The following is a 19,431-nucleotide window of genomic DNA, read 5'->3' as shown; positions in this document are numbered from 1 at the left end:
ATCGATTTATGCATAAAAAAAATCCAAAGCTTTAAAGCTTTGGATCACACATGCTGGAATGCCGTCGGCCGGTCCAGTTCGTATAATTTGCGATAATGTGCTGATTCCTGCAGCAATTGTGCATGTGTTCCGCGCATTTTGATTTTCCCTTCTTCCATGAATATGATCTCATCCATCTGTTCCATTCCGACCAGATGATGTGTTACCCACAACAAGGACTTACCCGTCAGGCTAGTGAAAATCGTATCAAGCAGGTCTCGTTCAGTGATCGGATCAAGTCCCACAGTCGGCTCATCCAGCATGACAATCGGTGTATCCTGCAGCAATACCCGTGCCAGCGCAATACGCTGACGTTCTCCGCCAGAAAAGCGCTGCCCGGTTTCTTGCATAGATGTCTGATAGCCTTCTGGCTGACTGGCTACTAAATCATGCAGTTTGACTTGTTTCATAACAGCTTTCACTTCTGCTTCGGTTGCTGTTTCATTTGCCAAAAGCAAGTTATTCGCCACACTTGTATAGAAAAGATACGGATTTTGATTCAATACAGAAACAAGTTTTGTCATATCAGGACGAATGGATGATGCTTCATATCCATTGATTTGTACAGTCCCGGAATCTGGTAACAGCATCCCTTGCAAAAGCTTGAGCAATGTTGATTTACCCGCTCCACTCTTACCGATAATGGCAATCTTTTTACCTTGTGTCAGTTCGAGAGATAGGTTTTTGATAACACTCCCCTGCTCTTCATATCCAAAATCCACACTATTCATAGTCAGCTGTACAGTTTCGAAAGAACCTTCATAGGCTGCAGCCTCAACGGTTGTGTCCTGATCTGATTCCAGCTCGGTGACACGATTCAATGATTCCTCATACCGTGGGTACTTTTCCACAGCATTCGAAACAGGTAGAATCGCCTCGGACAGCGGAATGATGACAAGTACAAATGCAGCAATGAATACATCTGCTATTCTTCCATCCGTGAACAGACTGGCACCGAAAGCAAGCATCGTGACCAGCATGGCAGCAACAACGATTTGCCCGATGAATTCACGATAATATGACCAGTTCTTCGACCGTTTATCAGCTTTGTCCTGTGTTTCCTGACGTTTGAAAAAGCGGCTGAAGAAATGCTGTTTTTGCCCGCTCAAAAGCCAGTCATGTATACCAAGGAAACCATCTGTTACATATTGATACAGCTGGTCCTTATCCTTTTTGTATGCCTGATTGGCAGCACGCATATGCAAAAGTGAGAAAATCGGCATCACAACAACCAGCACGAAGAAATAAATCGCCATAAGTAAAGCGAATCCAATACTAAAGTAACCGAGTGCACAAATACTGATCACATATAGAAGGACAGCGGATGCAGTCGGCAGAATCGTACGCAGATACAAATCCTGCAAGCTTTCGATATCCTCCGCCAATATACCGAGCACTTCTCCCGTTTTCATCGACTTGCTCGTAGCTGCCTTCGGCTCGACCAGATGATAAAGCCTAGTCCGCATCTTTGCCAGCACGCGGAGAATGAAATCATGACTCACCAGTCGTTCGGAATAGCGAAATACAGAGCGACCAAGACCAAATGCCCGAACGAGTACAATCGGCACGTATACGAGCAGGATATTTTCCGGCCGAAGTGATGATTTAGAAATCAAAAAGCCAGATGTGAACATCAATGCTGCAGCTGAACCTACTGTCAGCATACTCAGCAGCAGAATGGTCAGCATGCGATATTTATATTGTTTAACATATGGCATGATCCAGTCACGATGCTTCATGATTATCCCCCATTTGTGCTTTCAGCAAGCGGACATATTGGCCGCGGTTTGCCATTAATTGTTCATGCGTGCCACACTCCGCTATTCTTCCGTTATCCATGACTACAATTAGATCCATTTCCTGCATCCAATGTAGTCGATGCGATGCAAAGAACAATAGTTTACCTGCAGCAAGCTCCTCGATGACTTCTTTTAATTCATATTCCGTTTCAATATCAAGCTGCGCTGTAGGCTCATCCAAAAGGACAATCGAACGGTCACTCAAAAATGCCCTCGCCAAGACAACACGCTGTGCCTGACCGCCGCTTAAGTTACGGGCTCCTTCCCCAATCAAGGTGTCGGATCCTTCAGGCAGCCTATCAACAACATCCCTGAGACCAGCATGACCAATCGCTTCTTCCACTCGTTCATCCGAAGCTTCCGGCGCATAAAATCTTACGTTGTCCTTGATGCTGCCTTGGAATATGAATGGGTGCTGCGGAATGTAAGCTGTTTGTTTCTGCCAAGCTTCAGCTGAGAAGTCCACAGGCTTTCCGTCCAGCTCCATTTGACCGGAAACGGGATCAATAAACCCGCTCAGCAAATCAATGAATGTTGACTTACCGGCACCACTTGCTCCAATTAAACCGACCTTCTGATTCCCTTTGATGCTTAGCTTTATGTCAGACAAAGCAGGACGATCATTGTCGTACATAACAGTCACATCATTTAAAACAAGCTCACTGTCTTCTCCCCAAGCACCTGCTTGATTTCCTTTATGCTTCTCTTTGGCAACCTTGATAACAGCAAGCATCTGGTCGCCAGCATCCTTACCATCCAACGTAGCATGATAATCATTTCCCACCTCACGAATCGGAAGGAAATATTCTGGCGCAAGCAGGAGGATCATCAATGCTGGCTCCAGCAATAGTGTTCCATCAATCAACCGCAGACCAAGTGTCACGGCGACGAAAGCGATCGCAAGCTGCGTGAACAAATCCAGCGCAAAAGAGGAAAGAAACGCAATCCGCAATGTACCTAACGTGGATTTGCGATACTGTCCGCTTACTTTCTCGATCGTCTCACCGTGCTCCTTGCTGCGACCAAGGAATTTCAACGTTTCCAATCCTCTTAAAGAATCCACAAAGTGATTGGAAAGCATTCGATAAGCCTTCCACTGACTGTCCATTTTCTTCTGTGCGGCTAAGCCAAGCAAAATCATAAAAGCGACCAAGATAGGAATGGTAACCAATAAAATGACAGCCGAAATACCATCATGCAGCCAGATATAAACTAGTACAAGCCATGGTGTAATCATATTGGAAACGAGCTTTGGCAAAAACAGCTCCAGATAGTCGCGGAGCTTACCTGCTCCCTCCAGCAAAAAGGTAACCAGATTCCCGGTTCCTTCCTGTTTCGTATAGCGTGGTCCAAGCTTGAATACACTTTCCAAAAATGCTTTCCGCATATCCTCAACAGTTGCTTCTGCGAAGCGGAAACATATTTTTTTGATGATCAGCTGCAAAAGCTGCCTAGCAAGAAAGGCTGCTATAAAGCAGCCTATAAGTGGGATTTGGGAAGTGAAGATTTCCCCATGGAATAGGTGCGTGATGGCCTCCGCCAGCCATTTCGCTTGAAAGATAATGGCCACAGCTTGCAGCAGCGTCAATGCGGATAGCCCTACCAGCACCGTTTTTATTCCCTTGTAAGCCATTAAATTTCTGCCCATTAGTATTCCATATGCTCCTTATGATCTACACGTTTACGGAAAACGTAGTAGCTCCAAATTTGATAGCCTAACACGAATGGCAGCAATGCCAAACTGATATAGGTCATGACTTTCAATGAATAATCTCCTGATGATGCTGACTGTACAGTCAAGCTGTAAGCTTCACTGATAGAACTGATCATTACCCGAGGGAATAGACCAATGAACACAGAAGCAATCAACAGGATCATGATTAAACCAGACATCAGGAATGCCCAGCCATCACGTTTTCGTGTGATGAAGTAGCCAGATGCGATATACACAAGAATACCGACCATGAATAGATACTCTAAAATATTTTCATGGACACTGAACATATCTGTCTTAAAGAATGTCATTCCAAGGAATGCAACCAATAAAATTGCGTTGATTGGCAGCAATTTTTTTGCTGCACTGCGGCAGCGTTCACGTAACGTATCCATTAAACGTAGTGTTCCGAAGATAAGACCATGCCATACGCAAAGCATTGTCAACGTCACACCGCCAAGAACTGTATAGACATTGATGACATCGGACACACCAGCATGCATGTGCATATTCTCGTCAATCGGTACACCTTGGATCAACGCAGTGAACATGATACCGAAAACAAGCGGCGGAATGATACTGCCGAAGAGAATCACCCAATCCCAAGTCTTGCGCCACGTCGGGTGCTCCGCTTTGCCTCGGAACTCGAAAGCCACCCCGCGGCCGATCAGACCGAACAAAATGAAAGCGAAGCAAAGATAAAAACCGCTTAGCATAGACGCATACCAGTTCGGAAAAGCTGCGAACATCGCTCCGATAGCTGTGATGAGCCATACTTCATTCGCATCCCAATATGGGCCGATCGAATTGATGAAAGCGCGTTTTTCCAAATCATCTTTAGCTACAAATTTACTTGCAATCCCGACGCCGAAGTCGAAGCCTTCCAGGAAGAAGAAGCCAACGAACAAAACAGCGACAAGGATAAACCAAAATTCATTAAGAGAAAGCATGTTGACCCTCCTTCGTGAATGGGTCTGCGATTGGTTCTGTTTCTTCCACATCATGCTCCGGCCCTTTTTTGATTTCACGGACGAACAAAGTAATCATGACCGCGAACAGAATCAAGTACATGGCCGAGAAAGTGATGAGGGAGAAAAGAACTTCTCCAGCTGTGACACCAGCACTGACCGCATCCTCTGTTTTCATATATCCAAATACAACCCATGGCTGACGACCGATTTCAGTCATGATCCAACCAGCAGAGTTGCCGATAAACGGGAAGCTGATTGCAACGATCATCAAGCGCAGATACCATTTGCTATTAACGAGTTTTTTACGTGCATAAAGATAAGCACCCCAGATGGATAGAGCTAGAACTGCTCCGCCTAGTACCGTCATGACACGGAAACTCCAGAATGTCGTTTTGACAGGCGGGATGTAATTGCCAGGTCCGTATAGATCTGTATAACGTTCCTGCAAGGAATTCATGCCTTCTACTGAACCGCTGAATGTACCATAAGATAAGAAACTTAACATATAAGGGATTTTAAGTTCTCCCGTATTTTCCTTCGCTTCGGTATCGATATTGGCAATTACTGTCCAAGGTGCAGGATCGGCACTGTCTTCCCAAAGACCCTCACTGGCAGCCATTTTCATTGGCTGAGTTTCCACAAGATATAATGCCTGCTCGTGACCGGATAAAGCGATACCGATACCACTGATCAAAGCGACAACAATTGCAACCTTAAAGGAACCTTTATAGAATTCCACATGTTTCTTACGCAATAGAGCAATGGCACTAATACCAACGATGAATAATGCACCAGTCGCGAACGAACCGAAGACTGTATGCGGGAATTCGACCCAAAGCTGACCATTTGTCATGATTGCCAGAAAGTCATTCATCTCAAGTCTGCCATTTTGCAATACTTCTCCGACTGGATGCTGCATGAATGAGTTTGCAGACAGAATGAAGAATGCAGAGAAAATCGTACCTAGGGACACAAGCCAAATACATAATGCATGCACCCATTTTGGCAAGCGATCCCAACCGAAAATCCACAGACCAAGGAAAGTGGACTCCATGAAGAATGCCAGCAGCGCTTCAATAGCAAGCGGTGCACCGAAAACATCCCCTACAAAACGGGAGTATTCCGACCAGTTCATTCCGAATTGGAATTCCTGTAATATACCGGTGACAACACCGACTGCGAAGTTGATCAGGAATATATGTCCCCAGAACTTCGCCATTTTTTTATATTTATCGTCTTTTTTGACAACATACAATGTTTCCATGATTGCAATGATGAATGCCAATCCTATACTTAACGGAACGAATAGGAAGTGGAACAACGTCGTTGATGCAAATTGGATACGCGAAAGCTCTACAACATCCATTTTGCCGCCTTCTTTCTTTTCATAATTTTATCGGAAACTATGTGAAATTGGTCACAATGTCCTGTTACATTTAGTATACTCCTGTCTTCCTATTTGGGATTGTGAAATATTGAACAATTTGTGGCGTAATCGTCACAGCTTTGTTAACAAACAAAAAAATCCCTTTAGAAAGGGATTTTCAAGTAGTTGTTATGAATTTATTTTGACTTAAATTGAATTCTGTTTCTTCATATTGTTAATAAATCCTGAATTGCCGCGGAGGCACCTTCCGGTAATTCAAATTCGAGTGCTTGCTGTAAATAATGCCGATCCTTTAGCCCGCTACTGCGGAAGTATTGCTCCATTACAGAACGTTTCCCTTCTTTTCCGGGCAACAACCAGTACATAATGTACCATGCCTCCATACTGCTTAGCGGCAGTACACCGGCAATTGTCTGATCCCTTACAGCAGTAAAAGGCATCTCTAATACATTACCTCCATAGGAAACGGCAAAACCTGCCATCAAGTCCACTTGTAAACCATCTGACATAGTGAAGGTTGTACATGACTTCGTTTGAAACCGGTCCAGCGGCAGCTTGTCTTCCGATATGACCGCTATGTTTTGAAGTGTTCTTTTTGCACGGGCAAACTGCTCAGGCTCTACTAGTATATCCATATCATTTGGACTAACTGGCAGCCCTTTTAAGTAGAGCAGCAATGAACCCCCAACAGCATAAACAATCTCATTCGCTTCCAGCAGCGTTACGATTGGTTTGACGTGCAAGAGTTCGCCTTCCTTTCGTTACATTATAAATCCTTGATATACCAAACATCACAAGCATAATGTTCTGTTTCGCTCAGAGGCCTGTCCAAACGCTGAAAGCCTGTCTTCAGATAGAAACGATTTGCTGCAGTCATGTTGCTCAGCGTTTCCAAGTAACAGCGACTATAATGCTTGCTAGCAAAAGTAAGTACTGTTTGCAGCAAATCGCGTGCAATGCCTGTCCCGCGTGTATTCTTGGCTGTATACATCTTCTGGAGCTCACAAACTTCCGGGTGTCCTTCGATCGGACCAATACCGCATCCGGCAACAATCGTTCCTTCCTCTTCCACAACCCAATACTTCGAACCTGGCTGCTGATACAAGGAATAGAAACGACCTAAATCTGGATCACTCCAAGCTGTTCCAGGTTTATCGGCACCGAACTCCTTTAAGCAAGTCCGAATCAGCTGCTCGACTTGCTGATTATCTTTTTCTTCAATTTCCCTGATTCTCATACTTCCACCTCATATGCTTTCCTTTCGAAAATCGGCTCGTTACTTAGAGCCATTCCGTCATGCTCCGGAATCTGATTCGTACTATGTAAACGCGCATACTCCTGCAATACTTGGATCAACAAGCAGTATTTCCTTCTGTTTAGGTACCCTCCTTATTTTACCATTATCCAAACAAATGTATAGAGAATACAAGGTATACAGAAATACAAAAACGCCGTAGATTTTCCTTGTTCCTGCATTTGTAGCTTGATAGCATGATAGATAATGCCTCCTGAAACAAATGCATAAGACTTACCAAGAAGCCAGCCTGCCGCTGAAAACCCCAGCTAAGATGAAACTTGTTAACAGCGCTACACTTCTCCCTTTCCATAAATTGACAAATTCATTCAAATCTGGTCCCAACCTAATACAAAAACCAGACAAATATCTTTGTCTGGTTTACAAACTATCACGTTTTTCCAATTTTAATCCGATCTTATTCAATGCACGCTCCAAATTGGCTTCAATAAGAATGTCCTTTAATTCCATCTGCAGAGATAATGCTTTCAATGCTAAATCCGGATGGAATCCGGTCAGAATAGGGGTCACCCCGATAAGCTTCAGCAAGGTGGCTATCTTTAGCAGTGAGCTGCTCACCACATGATCAATCTGTGAAATACCAGATAAGTCGATGACAAGATAGTCCAAATTCAGCTCCAGACTCTTTTGCAGAGATAGCTGAATTATTTTTTCTGCTCTATCTTCATTGATGAATCCGATAATCGGAAGCACTGCTACCCCAGAAGTAATCGGAACAAATGGTGCTGATAAATTTTGTATCTGCTTGTTTGCATTATCAAGCTCAAGTACAAAAGTCATAAGCGAAGCCATCGTTTCAAATAATCGGATGTGTTCCTCTGTAAACGGAAATGAGTTCGAGTCAAGTCCGCAAATGGTTCCGTAATTCTGTCCGTTCTCAAAATAGATCGGAATCCCGATAAAGCTGCCGCCTCCAAGATTCTTTGCTATCTCAAGCGATTGAGAAAGTTCGCTTTTCGCCAAGTCGGGAATTATTAGTATTTTTCTCCCGTGATCCACACTAAGCTTGCATAATGTTTCACTGAATGGAAGCTTTTCGCCTTCCTGCAGGAGCGTCTCTTTCTGATTTACAACTTTGATGATTTCATTATGAATGCTATCATTTTTAGCGATAAATAGTGTATTAATCTTCACGAATTCACTGATAATATCCAGCACACCCTGTGCCGCTTGATCGAAATTATCAAAAGCACTTACACTTTTGGTCATCTCCGCAACTGTTTTCATTTCCAGTACCTTTCTCCTTAAGCATCATTCGAATATCATACCTTTACCCTAATCAGCTAATCTTATAACCCATTTTATGAAGAAAAGTTAGTAATATTGTCATATAAAAAAAGCACGCTGATTAACAGCGCGCTTTTTACATTTAATTAGCCTTTTTATATGCTTCTGTCTGAGTTTCCGTCACATTTGCAAATTGATTTTCGTCTTGTTTGACCATCTTCATCCAAGTTGCAAAACAGCCAACAACACAAGCCACCGCGAACACAATTAATAGATAAATCATTTTGTGCACCTCACATAGTCATTTGATTATGATTATGCCATGATTGATCGCAGAGGAAAACAATTTGTGACGATGTTCACAAACAGTTCAAATTTCACTGACACACAAATGTCACACTCATTCTCCGATACGGACAAGGTATCTGCCTCGGGCATGACCTTTCAATAAATTAGGTAATGCATCTGGCAATTGCTCCAGTGTCAGCTCTTCTATAACGAATCGTTCCAAATCTCCTGGGTTAAAAGCGGTTGCCAGCTGCATCCATACTTTATCACGAGTTGGTTTCGGGCAATAGACCGAATCGATTCCAAGCAAGTTGATTCCGCGCAGGATGAATGGGAAGACACTAGTCGGAACCTTACCTCCTGCTGTCAATCCGCTCACTGCAGCAGATCCATTATACTTGAGCTGGCTGAGGACCGCCGCTAAAGGTTCCCCGCCAACAGGATCGACTGCTGCTGCCCATTTTTGGCTGGCAAGCTGTTTGAGGTTGCCGTCATACACATCATCACGCGAAATAATACGGGTAGCTCCAAGCTCCTTGAGGTATTCCTGCTCCTCTAGTTTACCTGTGCTTGCTTCTACTTCGAAGCCAAGCTTGTACAATATAGCTACCGCGAAGCTTCCGACTCCTCCGGTCGCCCCTGTAACAAGTACTGGACCGTTTTCTTTATTCAAACCATTCTCCAACAAGCGCTGAACGGAAAGTGCAGCTGTAAACCCTGCTGTACCAATGATCATTGCTTCTCTCGTTGTCATCCCTTCCGGCACTGGGACAATATATTCGGCTGGCACCCTTGCGTACTCGCTATAACCACCATGACGAGCAACCCCGATTTCATAGCTCGTGGCAATCACTTGATCACCCGGCTGGAACCGCTCATCTTCGGAAGTGACAACTTCTCCAGCTAAATCTATTCCCGGTACGATCGGGTAAGACTTCACTACATTTCCATTTGGTATCGTTGCTAGGCTATCTTTATAGTTGACGCCAGAATAGTGGACCTTGATTAATACTTCTCCCTCCGGCAACTGGTCAACGGTCAATTCCTTCACCTGGACCGAGAAGTCTTCTCCCTGTTTATCTGCAATTAACGCTTTAAATGTTTCATTCATCTGCATACCCTCCTACTATCTACATACTAATCTTTTTCATAACCAGACACAATTTATGCGCATTTTGCTAAATATTTCACTTTTCAAATTCCATTACCCTATTTTTATCTGCAATGAAACCGACAGATATTCTTTTAGAATCTTGTCAAGTAATATGGCAAGCTATAATGCAGTGTGATATAATCTCGTGGTCTATCAGAGAAGAAACAACATTATAAAAGGGGGTTATCAGATGAAACAGATAAAGCAGCACTTCCTCAAAGACCTCGTATTCCTCATAGCTGGATCCTTTCTATTTGCCCTGGCAGTGAATATCTTCGCTATTCCAAGTGAGCTGGGTGAAGGCGGTGTAACAGGTGTTACTATAATTTTATTTTATACTCTTGGCTGGGCTCCGAGTATCATGAACTTAATTTTGAATGGACTCTTGCTTATCATAGGATATCGATTCCTAGACAAACAGACCGTTTTTTATACAATTATCGTCGTCATACTCAATTCTATTTTCCTTCATATAACTGAGAGCTGGGAAATAGCTTCTGATCAAGTACTAGTAAACGCAGTTTTCGGCGGTTTATTTGCAGGTGTCGGCATTGGACTTGTACTTAAAGTAGGCGGCACGACAGCAGGCACTGCAATTCTTGCCCGTCTTGCGAATAAGTATCTTGATTGGAACACTAGCTTTGCCCTGCTGTTCTTCGATTTGATCGTAGTGGCAGCTTCATGGTTCATCATCGGTACTGAGAAGCTTTTGATTACTGTAATTATGCTATATATCGCAACTAAGGTAATGGAATTCGTGATTGAAGGGTTAAATCCAAAGAAAGCTGTGTTCATCATTTCCAATCAGAAAGATACGATCGCCAAAACAATTTCCACGCAGCTCGACAGAGGTGTTACGCTGCTGGAAGGACGTGGGTATTATACACAGAACCAGAAAGAAATTCTGTATGTTGTCATCAATAAACAGGAACTGCTTCCATTGAAGAAAATAGTCCGCTCTATCGATACGAAAGCATTCATTACGTTATACGACGTACGAGACGTTTTCGGTGAAGGATTTATGGATATTACAAAATGAGTCAGGGGCGTGTCCATTCGGCACGCTCTTATTTTATACATATCTCCTGTGCAGTTAGCCAACGGGAATTATCGTACGTATTACTCTAAATCGTATTGGATTGCATTCCAGCAACCATCCATAATATGTGCTATTGTTAGTATATTGGCACGATAAAGAGAAATGATAGTATAAGACTTACTGCGTGACAGCAAAGAACTGGCATTGTATCTACATAAAATTTATAATGATACTTGGACTATAATTCGCCCGAAAAAGGAGTACGGAACCATTGGACAAGATAGAAATTGGCGGCCTCCAGTTTGGTTGGGAACTGGATAAAGGCAGATTCATATATGAAGATCAGGATGCAGTTCTCTTTTGGATTTCCAGTGCTATGCGTGAACTTTTTGACACGATAGAGGAGATTTCAGGAGAAGAGGTATCCAATCTTGTTTTCGAAACAACAGGGTATCGACAGGGTCTTGTTGTCGGAGAGTATTTCGAAAACAAACCTGATGTCGGAATTCATCAAGCTGCAGAACTGATCACGAACACGTATGCTTCTGCAGGCTGGGGCAGGACTACCATCAAGGATCTTGATCCGGAAAAACATACACTTACAGCAGAACTGATTGACAGCTGGGAACATAAAATAAACATTGCTCAAGGAAAAACCGAAGGCGGCCGCTTCTTGCCAGCCCATTACGCTGGCATCTTCAGCGGTATGTTCGGAACAAATGTATGGTATAAGGTAGAGCATTATCAATTGGAGGGCTATGAAAGTACTATCATCCATTACTTCCCTTCAGAAGTTACGGTTTCGGAGAATATCCATCAGTTAGCACGGAAAAAAGAATCACAGAAAATCATGGAATTGGAAGCGACTGTCGAAGATAAGACAAGGGAATTGAAAAAGCTGGTACGTGATTTATCATCCCCGATCATTCCTGTACTGGATCATGTTGTTGTCGTTCCCTTAATTGGAAAATATGACGAAGAGCGATCCGAGGAGCTGCTATTTAAAACGCTCGAGAATTTGCCTGCATATAAAGCAAGATACCTGCTCCTTGATTTGACAGGACTGGATAAGGACGTCAGCCAGTATACCGCGAACCTTATCAGCAAGGTTGGATCGGCTTCATCCTTGATTGGTACGCAGACATTACTTGTCGGAATTTCACCAGAGCTTGGCTTACAAATTACCAACTCCGGCATCTCACTTGCAACATTCGACTGTTTCCAAACATTGCAGCACGGGATTCATTATGCTTTAGGGCAAATGGGTAAACAGATCATCTAATGCTAAGAGCCCCTTCAATAATGAAGGGGCTCTTTTTTGTATCTATGCGGACAACTACTAAATGCCTAATCCCAAACTAAATAATAATACAGCTAGGATAACTGCTGCTAATGGAACAATGACTGTCATTGCTCCAAATGCGGGATATGCATCTCGATGTGTTTCTCCCGCAATCGCTCTTATCGTAGTAACGGCATAACCTCCGTGCGGCAGAGAATCTAAAGTACCGGAAGAAATTGATACCGTCCTATGAAGAGCTTCTGGATCTACTCCTATATCCAAATAATGCGGAGCCAAGATTGGCAAGGCTATCGATTGGCCCCCCGATGATGAACCAGTCAATCCCGCAATAACCATTACAGCTAATGCTCCGCCTATTAATGGTGATCCTGGAATACTAGTCATAAAATTCACTGCATCATCGAATGCTGGGGTTATCTTTGCAACTCCGCCAAAACCGACTACTGCTGACGTGTTACCGATTGCAATAATTGCTCCAGTCGTACCTTCGCCCACAGCATTCCAGAAGTTCCTAAAGTACTTTCTGTTTAATAACCATGTAGAGATAATCCCGCCAAGCAAAGCAAGAATCAATGCTGACTGGGCTAATGTATTATGGAAAGCAAAAGCAATAATTAAAACTATTAATAATGGAATTATGCTTTTTAACGGATTCGGGAGATCTTTTCTTATTTCTATTTGATCTGCATCTCTTGCAATGAAACGTTCCCCTTTTTTAGTGGCTTTTCTGATCATTTTCATCAGCCACCAATACCCAAAGACAATCATAAATACAGCTGTCAGTATACTGACTTCCCACCCTGCATAAGGACTTGTTCCGAGAAAGGGAATCGAGATCCAGTTTTGTATCTCAGGTGATCCTGCAGATGTCATTGTAAATGTGGTAGAGCCGAACGCCAATGCGGCTGGTATGAACCTTCTTGGTAAATCCGCTTCCTTAAATAAGCTGACCGCCATCGGATATACTGCAAATGCAACTACGAATAAACTAACCCCGCCATATGTCAATACAGCAGATGCGAGTACTATTGCAAGTACAGCGTGCTTAATTCCTATCTTTGTGATAATCCAATGCGAAACACTATCAGCTGCTCCGCTATCTTCCATCACTTTCCCGAAAATAGCACCGGCCAAAAACATAAGATACCAAGAGGTAATGAATCCGGCAAAACCATCCATATATCCGGTTATAAAATCTACTTGACCCTCATCGGCAAACTGAGGGAATATTGGTATACCATTCAAAATTGCCACGAATAATGCAGATATCGGTGCAACTACCAACAGATTCATACCTTTCATAACTAGAATCGTCAGTAATACTAACCCACCAATAAGACCTATCATACTTAACATAGTGGTCACCTATTTCCATAATAGAAGTGTGATTTCTTAGTTATTTGTATTTTCTCACTCTCAGTAATGCTTGTTCTGCATGACCAGCGAAGTTCTCCAGCTGACATAGTCTAGCAGCATATTCCCCAATAAAGGCACTTTGCTCTTTGGATTCGATTCGTTGATAAGTAACCGTTTTCAAAAATTTACCGACCCAAAGTCCGCCAGTATATCGAGCAGCCCCTTTAGTTGGTAACGTATGATTTGTTCCTATAACTTTGTCACCATACGCAACATTTGTTTCAGGTCCGAGGAATAGACAGCCGTAGTTTTTCATGTTCTCCAAGAAGAAATCAGGATTTTTAGTAAGTATCTCAACATGCTCAAAAGCCAGTCGGTCTGCTTCTTTTAACGCTTCTTGCTCATCTTCTACAATGATTATTTGTCCATAGTCATTCCATGAGACACTTGCCACATCCGCAGTTGGAAGAATCTTTAACTGTCTCTCAATTTCTTCTACAGTTTTTTCAGCTATTTCTTTAGATGTAGTAACCAATGCACCAGGGGAAGTTGGCCCATGCTCTCCTTGTCCGAGTAAATCTGTCGCAATAAATTCTGGATCACTTGTTTCATCAGCAACTACTAGTGTTTCTGTCGGACCTGCAAAAAGATCAATACCTACACGACCATACAGCTGTCTCTTCGTTTCGGCTACAAAAGCATTCCCTGGTCCAACAATCATATCTACTGGCTCCATCGTTTCGGTACCAATTGCCATTCCCGCCATAGCTTGGATACCGCCTAGGATATATATATCGTCCGCTCCAGCCTTATGCATCGCATAAACAGTAGCCGCAGGTACTTCACCATTAATCGGTGGTGTACATGCAATCACTCTATTAACGCCTGCTACTTTAGCCGTCAATACACTCATGTGAGCAGAAGCAACCATTGGATATCGTCCGCCTGGGATATAGCAGCCCACACTGCCAACCGGAATATTTTTGTGCCCCAGAATAACTCCCGGCATCGTTTCCACTTCAATATCTTTCATTGATTTTCTTTGTTCCTCTGCAAAACGTCTGATATTATTCTGAGCAAATTCAATATCCTGCTTCGTTTGTTCAGGTATAGAAGCGCAAATTTCCTCGATTTCTTCTTTTGTAAGACGGAAGCTTTCTGGTGTCCACTTATCGAACTGAAGTGACAATTCTCTGATTGCTTTGTCCCCTTCCTCCTCAATCCTTTGGATCGTTGATCTGACTATCTCTGCAATTTTCTCATCATCACGCTTAATATCTTCGTCAACTTTACCTTTTTTAAAATAAACAGCCATACTAAATCCCTCCCAGTGAAATGAATACGTATGCAAAACACCTAACATGAATTTGCATACGTATGCAAAAATTAACTACAGTCAGTATATTAATTGAAACGCTTTCATTTGTCAAACTATTTTATCTTGTCGTTGTCCTGTGAATGAACTCGCCCTCTAATTTGATGAATTCGGGCCCATGCTTTTCTTCTTTCCGTGTAATCAATTCAATTGTTGTTTCTACCATTTCCTTGATTGGCTGCGCCCAAGTAGACAAAGAGTAATTGGGCCAAGAAGACATCTTTATATCATCAAAACCAATAACCATTGTTTGTTCAGGTACGTAAACGTTGCATTCTTTCAAGGCATCTAATGCTCCTAATGCTGTTATATCATTTGCACCGAATATTACCTCCGGCGTATTACCTTTTTGAATCAGATCCCGTGTAAGAAAAAAAGATTTCTCGTAGGTGTAATCGCCTTCCAAAATAGTGATGTCAGTATTTTTGTCTTTAAAGAATTCCGTAAAACCTTTCTGTCTATCACGGCTGGTTGATGTGTTCACTTTTCCAGTGATAAATACTATGTCCTGTACTCCTAGATCGTAAATGTAGGCACCTATTTTCTTTGAAGCATTTACATTATCGCAAACAACGGAATGGCACTCGAGATTCTTATCATGACGGTTAAATAAAATAACTGGAATGTTATTTGCTTTAAGACGGGTTACAACATTTGATGACAAAAGTGCATCAGTCACAATTATTGCTTCCACATTGTATTCTAGGAAATGGTTGATCTCTTCTTGCTGGATTTCCTCATTCTCCGTATACACAAATAACACGGAATACCCCTTTTCCTTAAGCTTTTTAGTAAACAGACCTAACACTTCATGGTAGAAGGGATTTTGGATATCTTTCATAGCCAAGCCGATCATATTTGTTTTCTTAGTAATGAGTCCGCGAGCCAAGGCATTAGGCTGATAATTCAACTCTTCAGCAGCTTTCATTACTTTTATCCGGGTTTTTTCGGAAACACTAGCACCTGGTGTAAAAACTCGTGATACCGTTGACTGTGATACATTTGCTAATTTAGCGACTTCGATAGCTGACGTTATTTTTGTCTCCATTTAAATTCCCCATATCTGATTTCTATTGGTGTCTTGCTTGTTTTTGATCCTAGTAGAATCTGGATGTAACAGCAACTAATCCTTTTTGCTTTCCAGTATCATGCGTACAAAAGGATATACTTCACCATTTGTGGACTGATCAAAGTACTCCGTCTGCTGGAAACCAATTCGCTCGTACAACGTAATAGCCCGCTTGTTGAAATCAGCTACGGCAAGACAGATCTTTTTCGGATGATATGCTTTTGTGATGTAATCAACCAGAAATGACACAAAATCTTTCCCGTTGCCTTTCCCGGTCAGATCAGGCCGCATACCAAATCCAATTTCTACTTCCTCATTTTCTGATTCGATACTGCAAAAGCCGATGACCTCTTCCATCTGTGTCACCACAAAAACTTTTCCTTCTCTGGCTGCAGGGTCGAGGAATTCAGCCATGTCTTCTTCATCTTGGTCCATATCATAAAAAGCATAGATACCTTCATATCTCCATGTGTTCGCAATCGATTCTGCCTGTAGCTGTGTCATAGGTACAATTTGATACTTTGTCATTCTCTCTGTCTCCGAGCTGCTTGCCATTCAGCCAAATATGTCTGCTGCCGTCTTCGGTTGTACGTTCTGAATACTAGATAGATACCGGTGATAACTCCTATCACAATCACCAGAATAAGCGCAATGATGGCAACAGTATAAAAGGATATTGCTGTCATGGGATTATGACCTCTCTATCTCAAATTTAATACCATTATAGATATAAAACATATGGAAAACCAAGAACATCTTACAAATTATAGCTTCGTATAGTTACAGGGATTAATTTGACTAGATAGGAAGGCTAGCTTGAAATAATTCCAAACCGCCACACAATATCTTTGTTTGTGGTTCATATGCACACAAAAAACCAGCTATGAGATAAGTTCATAGCCGGCTTAGGTTCATTTGTTCACTTTTTCTTCTGCTGCTTTGATCTCTTCTTCAGTTGGTGTGATTGTATTAGCCACCCATTCTTCCCGATAATGGTGGTCCAATGCAGTCAAGCCTTTCTCTGCGTCGTCTTTTTCCGCATCCGGACTAGGAATCTTATCCTCTCGCTCTTTCCCCTGCAAATTCGATCCAGTCACGTCCGGATCATCCTTCTTGCGTTTTAAATATGAAAAGGTACCTGCTGCTGCGGCCACTGCGACTGTTCCTCCTGCGATCCATCCAATATTCATTTTCTTCATCTTGTTACTTCCCTCCACTCATTTGTGATGATTCAGTAACGCTCTGATTATATATTCCTTGTTTGCGCTTTCTTCAAACTAGAATTATGCTTCCTGCTTCAGTTCGAACTCCACAAGATTTTCTCCTAGGACACTGAGTGTAATATGATTGTCACTCATGTTGATATAGCCATATTTAGAACTGGAAGTATCTGTAATACTTTGTCTGAGATTGCCTGGCACCTTCCGCTCGCCATTTTTATAGCATGTATAGATGTGATCGATTGTCACATCCGGTATATGCAGGACATTCTTCAAATAGTAGACTGCCACTGTATTGAACTTGATATTGGAATTCACTTCATATCGCTCCAGGAAATCACGGAATGGTTCCACACCGCTTTTACCTAGCAGGTCAAGATCTTTCACCATGCTATAGGAGTCCTTATTCCGGCGGATCGGACGCTTCTTGATTGATTGGACTCGATTGGAGTCGACGACCGATATGTGCTGTACTGTTTCTGTTTCTGGTTCCTCTGCTGCTGCCGCTTCATATCCAAAACCTTGCTCCCCAAGATAGCTCTTTACCATTATGTCGAAAACCTTGCCTTGCAGATTTTCCGGAAACTTCTGTATCACTGTCGAAATGCGTTCCATCTCTGCCACTAATGCCTCGTACGACGTCGTCATAATTCCCCTCCTATAGCCTTTTTCTACTTGTTTCTCGATTGATTGTGCTATTTCCTGCAAATATTTCAATTTTTCTATATTGAAAGATTCCCTAAGTTACCATTCCACAATCCTTATCTTTTCACACCTTCTTCAGATTTAGGGTTTTCTATGTAACAAGAAGAGCAGTTACTGCTCTTCTCCTCCTGCTCTTTCTTCCGCTGCTTTTTGTTTATCCCACAGTCGGAAAAATGGGTAATAAATAAGGAATGATAGAATAAGGATGACAATCTGCAGAATTGCCCCGGATATGCTGCCCGTAATCAAATAGCCTTGTAATATAGGCGGCATTGTCCACGGAGGTACGATTCCGATTGGCTTTGCAACGATTCCCCAGTCCATAGCCAAGTACGTAATCAGTACCGATATGAGAGGTGTCACTATAAAGGGTACAATCAGGAGCGGGTTCATGACGATAGGCATCCCGAATAGTACCGGTTCATTGATATTGAATATACCAGGTCCTATACTTAGTCTGCCAAGCTGCTTCATCTGCTGACTTTTCGCGAACAATAGCATTGCCAGCACAAGGCCCAGGGTTGTTCCAGAACCTCCGATAAAGACAATATCATTGATTTCGTTCGTGACGATATGCTGAACAGGTTCGCCAAGCTCGAAGGATTTGGCGTTCTCTGCTGTCAACGTCAGCCAAATTGGCCCTGTTACTGCCCCGACAATTGTCGCTCCATGTAAACCAGTACTCCAAAGCAATGTGATCAATAAGAAAATAATCAGTGTACCAGCAAGACTCGTTCCGATGGATGTGAGCGGTTTTTGAAGCAGTACAGTAATGACGTTGTGGATACTGCCGAAGGAACCGACGTTTTCCACGAGCAAGCGGATAACCCAGATAGCTATGATCGCAAAGAATCCTGGTATCAAAGCGGTAAAAGAGCGAGCGACTGCCGGCGGTACTCCGTCTGGCAGCTTGATGACCAAATTGCGCTGTACAATGAATCGATAAATTTCTGTACAAAGCAGCGCAATCAGCATCCCCACGAATAGTCCCTTACTTGTGAACATCGCTGTCTGATAAGCTGTCTCGGTAATATCCACGCCTTCTGGTGTCTTGCCTATTATATACGTTACATATGGTGTGCCGACGAAATATGCTGATAAAGATACAGCACCAGCCGCAAGCGGGTCCACTTTATATGACTCAGCCAAACGATAGCCGATCCCAAAAACGGCAATCAAAGTCATCAATTCAAACGTGCCGCGATATGGATACAATAAGCTCTCCTTAAGCTGCGGCCGCTCAGCTAGGAAATCCATATACGGCTGTATCGGGAAATTGGCAAGAATTAAAAAGAAAGAACCGATGATGATAAGAGGCATTGATAAAATAAGTCCATCACGGAGTGCATTCAAGTGTCGTTGCTGCGCTACCTTCGCAGCAACAGGCATTACTTTCTCCTCCAGGAACTGATTCACTTTACTCATGACTGTACCTCCTCAGCGGATTTACAGCAGTTTATGTAAACGCTTT

Annotated in this window: 20 protein-coding genes; 2 read left to right on the top strand and 18 right to left on the bottom strand. The window is 42.7% G+C overall.

Annotated features, from left to right (window positions below; all coding sequences use genetic code 11):
• Nucleotides 1-44: 44 nt before the first annotated feature.
• The 10 genes from cydC to ACH6C1_RS11825 all read right to left on the bottom strand — a co-directional run bounded on the left by cydC (nucleotide 45) and on the right by ACH6C1_RS11825 (nucleotide 9,851).
• Entirely contained in the window at nucleotides 45-1,778 is a 1,734-nt protein-coding gene (gene cydC, locus ACH6C1_RS11870; RefSeq protein ID WP_374077330.1) for a thiol reductant ABC exporter subunit CydC, read from the bottom strand.
• Nucleotides 1,765-3,486 carry a thiol reductant ABC exporter subunit CydD gene (cydD, locus tag ACH6C1_RS11865; RefSeq protein ID WP_374077328.1) on the bottom strand — a complete coding sequence of 574 codons (1,722 nt, stop codon included), beginning with the start codon at nucleotides 3,484-3,486 and terminating at the stop codon, nucleotides 1,765-1,767. The genes cydC and cydD overlap by 14 nt, the downstream gene beginning before the upstream one ends.
• Nucleotides 3,486-4,502, bottom strand: coding sequence for a cytochrome d ubiquinol oxidase subunit II (cydB, locus tag ACH6C1_RS11860; protein ID WP_374077326.1), 1,017 nt, complete (start codon nucleotides 4,500-4,502; stop codon nucleotides 3,486-3,488). The genes cydD and cydB overlap by 1 nt, the downstream gene beginning before the upstream one ends.
• Nucleotides 4,489-5,889, bottom strand: a complete 1,401-nt coding sequence (locus tag ACH6C1_RS11855; protein WP_374077324.1) for a cytochrome ubiquinol oxidase subunit I — start codon at nucleotides 5,887-5,889, stop codon at nucleotides 4,489-4,491. The genes cydB and ACH6C1_RS11855 overlap by 14 nt, the downstream gene beginning before the upstream one ends.
• A 227-nt stretch (nucleotides 5,890-6,116) precedes the next feature.
• Nucleotides 6,117-6,653, bottom strand: coding sequence for a nucleotidyltransferase family protein (locus tag ACH6C1_RS11850; protein ID WP_374077322.1), 537 nt, complete (start codon nucleotides 6,651-6,653; stop codon nucleotides 6,117-6,119).
• 23 nt (nucleotides 6,654-6,676) lie between these two features.
• A complete protein-coding gene (locus ACH6C1_RS11845) occupies nucleotides 6,677-7,147 on the bottom strand; it encodes a GNAT family N-acetyltransferase (protein ID WP_374077320.1) in 471 nt (156 codons plus the stop codon).
• Nucleotides 7,144-7,269 (bottom strand): hypothetical protein, encoded by a 126-nt coding sequence (locus tag ACH6C1_RS11840; RefSeq protein WP_374077318.1) that lies wholly within the window; start codon nucleotides 7,267-7,269, stop codon nucleotides 7,144-7,146. Before ACH6C1_RS11840 ends, ACH6C1_RS11845 begins: the two co-directional genes overlap by 4 nt.
• 316 nt (nucleotides 7,270-7,585) lie before the next feature.
• Nucleotides 7,586-8,452, bottom strand: coding sequence for a GAF domain-containing protein (locus ACH6C1_RS11835; protein WP_374077316.1), 867 nt, complete (start codon nucleotides 8,450-8,452; stop codon nucleotides 7,586-7,588).
• Nucleotides 8,453-8,594: 142 nt separating this feature from the next.
• Complete coding sequence (locus ACH6C1_RS11830) at nucleotides 8,595-8,735, bottom strand: hypothetical protein (protein ID WP_374077314.1); 141 nt, start codon at nucleotides 8,733-8,735, stop codon at nucleotides 8,595-8,597.
• Nucleotides 8,736-8,852: 117 nt separating this feature from the next.
• On the bottom strand, nucleotides 8,853-9,851 hold the full coding sequence (locus ACH6C1_RS11825; protein WP_374077312.1) for an acrylyl-CoA reductase family protein: 999 nt from the start codon (nucleotides 9,849-9,851) through the stop codon (nucleotides 8,853-8,855).
• A gap of 232 nt (nucleotides 9,852-10,083) precedes the next feature.
• Here ACH6C1_RS11825 and ACH6C1_RS11820 point away from each other — a divergent pair, with 232 nt between their 5' ends.
• A complete protein-coding gene (locus ACH6C1_RS11820; protein ID WP_374077310.1) occupies nucleotides 10,084-10,932 on the top strand; it encodes a YitT family protein in 849 nt (282 codons plus the stop codon).
• Nucleotides 10,933-11,203: 271 nt separating this feature from the next.
• Nucleotides 11,204-12,214, top strand: a complete 1,011-nt coding sequence (locus tag ACH6C1_RS11815; protein ID WP_374077308.1) for an STAS domain-containing protein — start codon at nucleotides 11,204-11,206, stop codon at nucleotides 12,212-12,214.
• A 57-nt stretch (nucleotides 12,215-12,271) separates the two neighbouring features.
• Here the strand turns inward: ACH6C1_RS11815 and ACH6C1_RS11810 are convergent, their stop codons facing one another.
• The 8 genes from ACH6C1_RS11810 to celB form a co-directional block, all read right to left on the bottom strand.
• Complete coding sequence (locus ACH6C1_RS11810; protein WP_374077306.1) at nucleotides 12,272-13,591, bottom strand: GntP family permease; 1,320 nt, start codon at nucleotides 13,589-13,591, stop codon at nucleotides 12,272-12,274.
• 40 nt (nucleotides 13,592-13,631) lie between these two features.
• Nucleotides 13,632-14,906 carry a histidinol dehydrogenase gene (gene hisD / locus ACH6C1_RS11805; RefSeq protein ID WP_374077304.1) on the bottom strand — a complete coding sequence of 425 codons (1,275 nt, stop codon included), beginning with the start codon at nucleotides 14,904-14,906 and terminating at the stop codon, nucleotides 13,632-13,634.
• Between the two features lie 121 nt (nucleotides 14,907-15,027).
• Nucleotides 15,028-16,014: a LacI family DNA-binding transcriptional regulator gene (locus tag ACH6C1_RS11800; RefSeq protein WP_374077302.1), complete on the bottom strand. Its 987-nt coding sequence runs from the start codon at nucleotides 16,012-16,014 to the stop codon at nucleotides 15,028-15,030.
• Nucleotides 16,015-16,089: 75 nt separating this feature from the next.
• The gene (locus tag ACH6C1_RS11795; protein WP_374077300.1) at nucleotides 16,090-16,563 is read right to left on the bottom strand and encodes a GNAT family N-acetyltransferase; all 474 of its coding nucleotides are present in this window, start codon (nucleotides 16,561-16,563) and stop codon (nucleotides 16,090-16,092) included.
• Nucleotides 16,560-16,721 (bottom strand): hypothetical protein, encoded by a 162-nt coding sequence (locus ACH6C1_RS11790; RefSeq protein ID WP_374077299.1) that lies wholly within the window; start codon nucleotides 16,719-16,721, stop codon nucleotides 16,560-16,562. The genes ACH6C1_RS11795 and ACH6C1_RS11790 overlap by 4 nt, the downstream gene beginning before the upstream one ends.
• 225 nt (nucleotides 16,722-16,946) lie before the next feature.
• Nucleotides 16,947-17,234, bottom strand: a complete 288-nt coding sequence (locus ACH6C1_RS11785; protein WP_374077297.1) for a hypothetical protein — start codon at nucleotides 17,232-17,234, stop codon at nucleotides 16,947-16,949.
• Between the two features lie 84 nt (nucleotides 17,235-17,318).
• On the bottom strand, nucleotides 17,319-17,903 hold the full coding sequence (locus ACH6C1_RS11780; RefSeq protein WP_095223664.1) for a hypothetical protein: 585 nt from the start codon (nucleotides 17,901-17,903) through the stop codon (nucleotides 17,319-17,321).
• Between the two features lie 168 nt (nucleotides 17,904-18,071).
• Complete coding sequence (gene celB / locus ACH6C1_RS11775; protein WP_095223663.1) at nucleotides 18,072-19,385, bottom strand: PTS cellobiose transporter subunit IIC; 1,314 nt, start codon at nucleotides 19,383-19,385, stop codon at nucleotides 18,072-18,074.
• Nucleotides 19,386-19,431: the final 46 nt, after the last annotated feature.

Origin of the sequence: Terribacillus sp. JSM ZJ617 (assembly GCF_044383785.1) — a bacterium.
Taxonomy (GTDB): domain Bacteria; phylum Bacillota; class Bacilli; order Bacillales; family Amphibacillaceae; genus Terribacillus.
The sequence above is the reverse complement of the archived record's forward strand: the minus strand, read 5'-3'. Positions and strand labels throughout refer to the sequence as shown.

Bases quoted from the DNA above. Each gene is read 5' to 3' on its own strand.
- ACH6C1_RS11855 (WP_374077324.1), bottom strand. From the start codon at position 5,889: ATGGATGTTGTAGAGCTTTCGCGTATCCAATTTGCATCAACGACGTTG.
- ACH6C1_RS11780 (WP_095223664.1), bottom strand. From the start codon at position 17,903: ATGACGACGTCGTACGAGGCATTAGTGGCAGAGATGGAACGCATTTCG.
- ACH6C1_RS11835 (WP_374077316.1), bottom strand. From the start codon at position 8,452: ATGAAAACAGTTGCGGAGATGACCAAAAGTGTAAGTGCTTTTGATAAT.
- ACH6C1_RS11825 (WP_374077312.1), bottom strand. From the start codon at position 9,851: ATGAATGAAACATTTAAAGCGTTAATTGCAGATAAACAGGGAGAAGAC.
- ACH6C1_RS11795 (WP_374077300.1), bottom strand. From the start codon at position 16,563: ATGACAAAGTATCAAATTGTACCTATGACACAGCTACAGGCAGAATCG.
- cydB (WP_374077326.1), bottom strand. From the start codon at position 4,502: ATGCTTTCTCTTAATGAATTTTGGTTTATCCTTGTCGCTGTTTTGTTC.
- cydC (WP_374077330.1), bottom strand. From the start codon at position 1,778: ATGAAGCATCGTGACTGGATCATGCCATATGTTAAACAATATAAATAT.
- ACH6C1_RS11845 (WP_374077320.1), bottom strand. From the start codon at position 7,147: ATGAGAATCAGGGAAATTGAAGAAAAAGATAATCAGCAAGTCGAGCAG.
- cydD (WP_374077328.1), bottom strand. From the start codon at position 3,486: ATGGGCAGAAATTTAATGGCTTACAAGGGAATAAAAACGGTGCTGGTA.
- ACH6C1_RS11785 (WP_374077297.1), bottom strand. From the start codon at position 17,234: ATGAAGAAAATGAATATTGGATGGATCGCAGGAGGAACAGTCGCAGTG.
- ACH6C1_RS11830 (WP_374077314.1), bottom strand. From the start codon at position 8,735: ATGATTTATCTATTAATTGTGTTCGCGGTGGCTTGTGTTGTTGGCTGT.
- ACH6C1_RS11790 (WP_374077299.1), bottom strand. From the start codon at position 16,721: ATGACAGCAATATCCTTTTATACTGTTGCCATCATTGCGCTTATTCTG.
- ACH6C1_RS11810 (WP_374077306.1), bottom strand. From the start codon at position 13,591: ATGTTAAGTATGATAGGTCTTATTGGTGGGTTAGTATTACTGACGATT.
- ACH6C1_RS11800 (WP_374077302.1), bottom strand. From the start codon at position 16,014: ATGGAGACAAAAATAACGTCAGCTATCGAAGTCGCTAAATTAGCAAAT.
- celB (WP_095223663.1), bottom strand. From the start codon at position 19,385: ATGAGTAAAGTGAATCAGTTCCTGGAGGAGAAAGTAATGCCTGTTGCT.
- hisD (WP_374077304.1), bottom strand. From the start codon at position 14,906: ATGGCTGTTTATTTTAAAAAAGGTAAAGTTGACGAAGATATTAAGCGT.
- ACH6C1_RS11820 (WP_374077310.1), top strand. From the start codon at position 10,084: ATGAAACAGATAAAGCAGCACTTCCTCAAAGACCTCGTATTCCTCATA.